The sequence below is a fragment of the Variovorax sp. 01T439_2 genome (assembly GCF_056398445.1).
This window is the reverse complement of sequence record NZ_JBFTPJ010000741.1, coordinates 1-5,550: the sequence shown is the minus strand read 5'-3', so window position 1 is coordinate 5,550 and position 5,550 is coordinate 1. Positions and strand designations below refer to the sequence as shown.

The 5,550-nt window shown below is 70.2% G+C and carries 6 protein-coding genes; 3 read left to right on the top strand and 3 right to left on the bottom strand.

What is annotated here, in order from left to right:
- The 3 genes from AC1DOC_RS26970 to pedF form a co-directional block, all read right to left on the bottom strand.
- Positions 1-296 (bottom strand): acetyl-coenzyme A synthetase N-terminal domain-containing protein (locus tag AC1DOC_RS26970; RefSeq protein ID WP_478130854.1); only part of this gene is annotated, 296 nt, incomplete at its 3' end.
- 92 nt (positions 297-388) lie between these two features.
- Complete coding sequence (locus tag AC1DOC_RS26965; RefSeq protein WP_436046208.1) at positions 389-1,246, bottom strand: substrate-binding periplasmic protein; 858 nt, start codon at positions 1,244-1,246, stop codon at positions 389-391.
- 10 nt (positions 1,247-1,256) lie between these two features.
- Entirely contained in the window at positions 1,257-1,751 is a 495-nt protein-coding gene (pedF, locus tag AC1DOC_RS26960) for a cytochrome c-550 PedF (protein ID WP_015866272.1), read from the bottom strand.
- A gap of 280 nt (positions 1,752-2,031) precedes the next feature.
- Here pedF and AC1DOC_RS26955 point away from each other — a divergent pair, with 280 nt between their 5' ends.
- The 3 genes from AC1DOC_RS26955 to AC1DOC_RS26945 form a co-directional block, all read left to right on the top strand.
- Complete coding sequence (locus AC1DOC_RS26955) at positions 2,032-3,978, top strand: sigma-54-dependent Fis family transcriptional regulator (RefSeq protein WP_478130853.1); 1,947 nt, start codon at positions 2,032-2,034, stop codon at positions 3,976-3,978.
- Between the two features lie 159 nt (positions 3,979-4,137).
- Positions 4,138-5,070: a pyrroloquinoline quinone biosynthesis protein PqqB gene (gene pqqB, locus AC1DOC_RS26950; protein WP_478080984.1), complete on the top strand. Its 933-nt coding sequence runs from the start codon at positions 4,138-4,140 to the stop codon at positions 5,068-5,070.
- The coding region (locus AC1DOC_RS26945; RefSeq protein WP_478130852.1) for an FMN-binding protein at positions 5,067-5,550 on the top strand (484 nt) is incomplete at its 3' end. The genes pqqB and AC1DOC_RS26945, both read left to right, overlap by 4 nt.

Genomic DNA, 5,550 nt, shown 5'->3' with positions numbered 1-5,550 from the left:
ACGGGGGTGCCGATGTGGCGGTCCAGGCAGTTGGCGCTGGCGTTGAGTTCGCCGTCGCCGAACCACTCGTAGAACGGCGCCTTGGATTCGTCCAGGSTGCGGCTGAAGGGTTGGGTCCAGCTCAGGTTCTCGCGCGCCAGGCGGCTCCAGAAGCCTTCGAAGTCCTGTTCGGCTTCCTGGCACAGGGCCTCGTAGGCGGCCATGCTCGCGATGCGCGCGCCAGCGCTGGCGCGGGCGTCGGGAGGGAACACGCGGTTCTCGACCAGGACGGATTCGATGGGGTTGGGCAGGCTCATGGGTGGTTCGGACGCGTCGTCCGTCGTTGGGTGTGGTGGTTGTGGGTATCCGCTGCTGCAATGCGCAAGGTCGAGTGCCATGGCTCGCCGGTTCACGGCGCCTGCCAGGCGACGTTTCCTCCTTCGAACAGCGTGCGCAGCCGCCCGCTCTGGACCAGCGCGTTGACGCCGGCCTGCAGCGCCTGCGCCAGGTCGGTGGCGTCCTTCTTGACCGCCATGCCCACCGCCCAGCCGTTGCGCTGGATGCGCGGCGAGGGCAGCGGCGCAATCGCAAAGCGCGCGTCGCCGCGCAGCACCGATTCGATCTCGGACGCGAGCCCCGCGGCCGCGGCCACTTCGCCGCGCTGCAGGGCGCGCGCGGCCTCGGCGCCGTCCTTGGGCTGGGTGTCGAGCTGGTCGCGGTAGGCGCCGTTGTCGGCGCCGATCATGAGCCAGCCCGCGAGCGTCTTGCCGGACACGGCCACCTTCGCATCGCCGAGCGCCGAGAGCGTGTCCAGCTGCGGCAGGCGGTCGAGCCGCCGCGCGAGCACCACGCGCTCGCGGTAGTACGGCGCAAAGATGAGCGCCTGCGGCGTCTCGTCCATCAGCGGGCGGTCCACCGGAACGTGCAGCAGCACGTCGGCCGGGCCGAAGCCCAGGTAGTGGCCGCGCCACACCATGTTGCGCAGGTCGTCGCCCATGTTCTCGTCGGCCAGGAAGGGCAGCAGCGAGAGCTTCACGTCGAGCGCGCCGGCCAGCGCGCGCGCCAGCTCGATGTCGATGCCCTCGCCGGCCACGTGGAACGGCGGCATGTCCTGGTAGATCGCCACGCTCAGCGTGCCGCGTGCGCGGATCCGTTCGAGCGCGCCCGCGCGCGCCGTGCCCGCGAGTGCGGCCACGCCGGCGGCCGCGGCCCACTGCAGGCAGGCGCGGCGCGAGAGCCGCGAAAAAGAAGAAGGAGGTGTGTGCATGGCCGCGGGCTCACATCGGCTTGTCGCGCCGCGTCTCCAGGTAGGACTTGATCGACCAGATCGCCTCCTGGTTCATCGTTCCCTCGAACGGCGGCATGTAGACGGCGCCGTTGCGCGTGCGGCCGCGCCGCACGGTGGTGAGGAAGTAGTCGTCGATCTCCTTCACGCAGGCCGCCTTGCGCACGGCGTCCTTGAGCGAGGCGCAGTCGTTGTCGATCTTGCGCAGGTCGGGCGCGATGCCGCCGGAGATGGCGTCGATGCCGTGGCAGCGCGCGCAGTTCTGGTTGTAGGCGGAGGTGCCGACCGTGACGGCCCCGCTGTTGCCGCGGAACGGGTTCTCGGCGCGCCACTGCTCGCCCAGCTTTGGCAGCGAGGAGGTGTCGACGGCCTGCGGCGTGACGTCGCCGTGGGCCCGGGCAGCGCCGGAAAGGGCCATGCCCAGCATCGCCGCGGCCAGCACGGCGCGGGCCAGGGGCCGCAGGGTTCGTGGATCGGGATTCATCATGTCGGGTCTCCGTTGTGGTGATGGGGAACCCGCACAAATTCGCAATCGCTGTGCCAAGGGGCCATTGCTTCAAGCGGGAACACAACTTGCCTTCCCTGTAGCGTCCCGGTCGCGGGACAGCGCCCACAAGGGCCGGTTGCTGTGGCATCCTTGCTGTGGCAGCGTCGGCACGGAACACCTGGCCCACGAGAGGTGTTCCAGAATGAAGCGACCAGTGAACAGCATTCGAAACTGGCCAGAGACAAGCCGCCCGCAAAAAAAGCGGGCCAGGAGACAGCAGATGGTTGATGCCTTTCATGCCCCAGCCAGCCCTCCCCATGGCTGGACCGCGCCGTCGGCGCTGGCCGTCGCGCCCCCCCGGGCCGGCCGCAGCGAGCTGATCCAGCAGTGGCACGAGCGCTGCGCCGCGCTGGGCCTGTCGCGCGTGGAGCGGCCGGACTTCGATCCGCTGCAGCACAGCGACCTCGCGGTGGCGCGCGAGCGCAACCAGCGGCTGTTCACGCATGCGGCGCCGGTGATGGAGATGCTGCTCGAGCAGATCGTCGACACCGACAGCATGATCGTGCTGGCCGACACCACCGGCACCATCCTGCACTCCGTGGGCGACGACAGGTTCCTGCAGCGCGCCAACAAGGTGGCGCTCACGCCGGGCGTGAGCTGGGCCGAGCATTCCAAGGGCACCAACGCCATCGGCACCACGCTGGTCGAGGAAACGCCGACCGTCGTGCATGGCGGCGAGCACTTCATCCACGCCAACAACTTCCTCACCTGCTCGGCCGCGCCGATCTTCGACCCGCGCGGCGAGATGCTGGGCGTGCTCGACGTCACCGGGGACCAGCGCTCCTACCATCAGCACACGATGGGCCTGGTGCGCATGTCGGCGCGCATGATCGAAAACCAGTGGTTGTCGGACGACTACGGCAACCGCCTGCGGCTGCACTTCCATGGCCGCGCGGAGTTCATCGGCACGCTGCTCGAGGGGATCATCGTGGTGGGCGTGGACGGCAAGATCCTGGGCGCCAACCGCAGCGCGCTGGACCAGCTCSACATGAGCATTGCCGCGCTGCGCATGCAGAGGCCCACTCCCGCCCGCGACGCGGCCGCCGCCGCGGCCGCGCGGCCGCCCTGCCCTTTGGCGCAGGCCCCCTTCTCCGGCCTGCGCTACCTGGACACCGGCGACGCGCAGATCGCCGCCACGCTGCAGAAGGTGCGGCGCGTCATCAACCGCGACATCCCGCTGCTCATCCTCGGCGAGACCGGCACCGGCAAGGAGCTGCTCGCGCGCGCCGTGCACCAGGACTCGAACCGCGCCCGGCAGCCCTTCGTGGCGGTCAATTGCGCCTCCATCCCCGAATCGCTGATCGAGGCCGAGCTGTTCGGCTACGAGGACGGCGCCTTCACCGGCGCGCGCCGCAAGGGCGCGGTCGGGCGCATCGTGCAGGCCAACGGCGGCACGCTGTTCCTGGACGAGATCGGCGACATGCCGMTGCCCTTGCAGGCGCGGCTGCTGCGGGTGCTGCAGGAACGCAACGTCACACCGCTGGGCAGCCTCAAGTCGATCCCGGTGGACATTGCCGTCATCGGCGCCACGCACCGCAACCTGCGCGAGATGATCGATGCGGGCACCTTCCGCGAAGACCTCTACTACCGCCTCAACGGCCTGGTGGTGCGGCTGCCGGCGCTGCGCGAGCGCAGCGACCTGGACGTGGTGGCGCGGCGCATCCTGCTGGCCGAATGCCCGCAGGACACGCCCGCGATCGACGCCTCGGTGCTCGCGCTCTTCAAGGCCTATGCCTGGCCCGGTAACCTGCGCCAGCTGGCCAACGTGCTGCGCACCGCCGCTGTGATGGGCGCGGGCGAAAGCCACATCTGCGAGCACCACTTGTCGGACGACTTCCTGGAGGATGTGCGGCGCGTGCGGCCCCAGGCGGCGGCCATTGCGCCGGCATTCGCACCCGCACCCGCGCCCTCTCCCGCGCCGGACTTCGCTGCAACGCAGTCGGCGTACGCCGCCGCCGCGCCCGAGCCCCTGCCCCCAGCCGCGCAAGATGCCGCGCCATCGCCCGCCGCCGCCCCGAGCGCGCCGCGCACGCTCGGGGAAGCCGAGATCGAGATGATCCGCAGCGCCCTTGCGGCGGCCGACGGCAACATCTCGGTCGCCTCCAAGCGCCTGGGCATCAGCCGCAACACCATCTACCGCAAGCTGCGCTGGAACAAGGCCGGCTGACACAGGCGGTGTGACGGCCAGGGGAAACCCTGTGCCAGGGCTGCACGGTGCTGTACCAGCCTGGAGCAGTTCGCGCGGGCATGCGACTTGCGCCATGCCACTCGTGCAGCCCACACGAGGAGACTTCATGCAACGGCCGGCCACCGCGTTCGAGGATTCATGAAAGTCCTGATCCTCGGTTCCGGCGCGGGCGGCGGCTTTCCGCAATGGAACTGCAACTGCCGGCTGTGCGCGGGCCAGCGCCAGGGCGTGCTCGACGCCTGCGCGCGCACGCAAAGCTCGGTCGCCATTTCCGCGGACGGCGAATCGTGGGTGCTGCTCAACGCCTCGCCCGACATCGGCCAGCAGATCCGCAGCCACCCCCAGCTGCATCCGCGCCACGGCCTGCGCGACACGCCGATCAAGGCGGTGGTGCTGATGGATGCGCAGATCGACCATGTCGCCGGGCTGCTCGGGCTGCGCGAAGGGCCCTGCATCGACCTCTATGCCACGCCCTGTGTGTTCGAGGACCTGACCACCTCCTTTCCCGTGCTCGGCGTGCTGGAGCACTACTGCGGCACGCGCTGGCACATGCTGGCGGTGGCCGGCACGCAGACGCGCATCGACTTCGGCGTGGCCGGCTTTCCTTCGCTGCGCTTCACCGCGGTGGCCATTCCGGGCAAGGCGCCGCCCTATTCGCCGCACCGCCGCGAGCAGACCGTGGGCGACAACATCGCGCTGCTGATCGAGGACCTGCAGGGCGGCCAGCGCCTCTTCTACGCGCCGGGCCTGGCCGAGGTCGGCCCCGAGGAACTGCGCTGGATGCACGACGCCGACTGCCTGCTGCTGGACGGCACCTTCTGGACCGAGGACGAGATGCGCCATGCCGGCCTGGGCACCCGCAGCGCCAGCGACATGGGCCACCTGCCGCAGACCGGCACCGGCCCGCGCGCCGGCATGGTGGACGCGCTGCTGGCCACGGCGGCGCGGCGCAAGGTGCTGACCCACATCAACAACAGCAACCCGATCCTCGATGCCGCGAGCGCGCAGCGCCAGCTGCTCGAAGGCCATGGCATCGAGGTGGCCTACGACGGCATGGAGATCTCGCTGTGACCGGGCGGCGCCTGCTGGCGGCACTGCTGCTGACGGGCCTGGCGCTGGCGGCGCAGGCGGGGGTGATGACGCGCGCCGCGTTGCAGCGGCATTTCCCGCCGCCGTGGACCGTCGGCGAGAAGGATGCGCAGCAGCCGGTCTGGCCGATCTTCAAGCAGGACATGACCAGCCCCGTGCCCGCGGGCTACGTCTTCGAGTCGATGGACCTGGCGCCGATCCCCGGCTTCTCGGGCACGCCGATCAACCTGCTGGTGGCGCTGGATGCGAAGGGCGCGTTCCTCGACGTGCGCGTGCTCTCGCACCACGAGCCGGTGTTCCTCGAGGGGCTGGGCGAAGGGCCGCTCTTGCGGTTTGCCGAGCAGTACAAGGGGCTGTCGCTGCGGCAGAACATCAAGATCGGCTCCAATGCCAACCGCGGCGAGCAGCAGGGCAGCGCCAACGTCTACATCGACGGGGTCGCCAAGGCCACCGCGTCGGTGC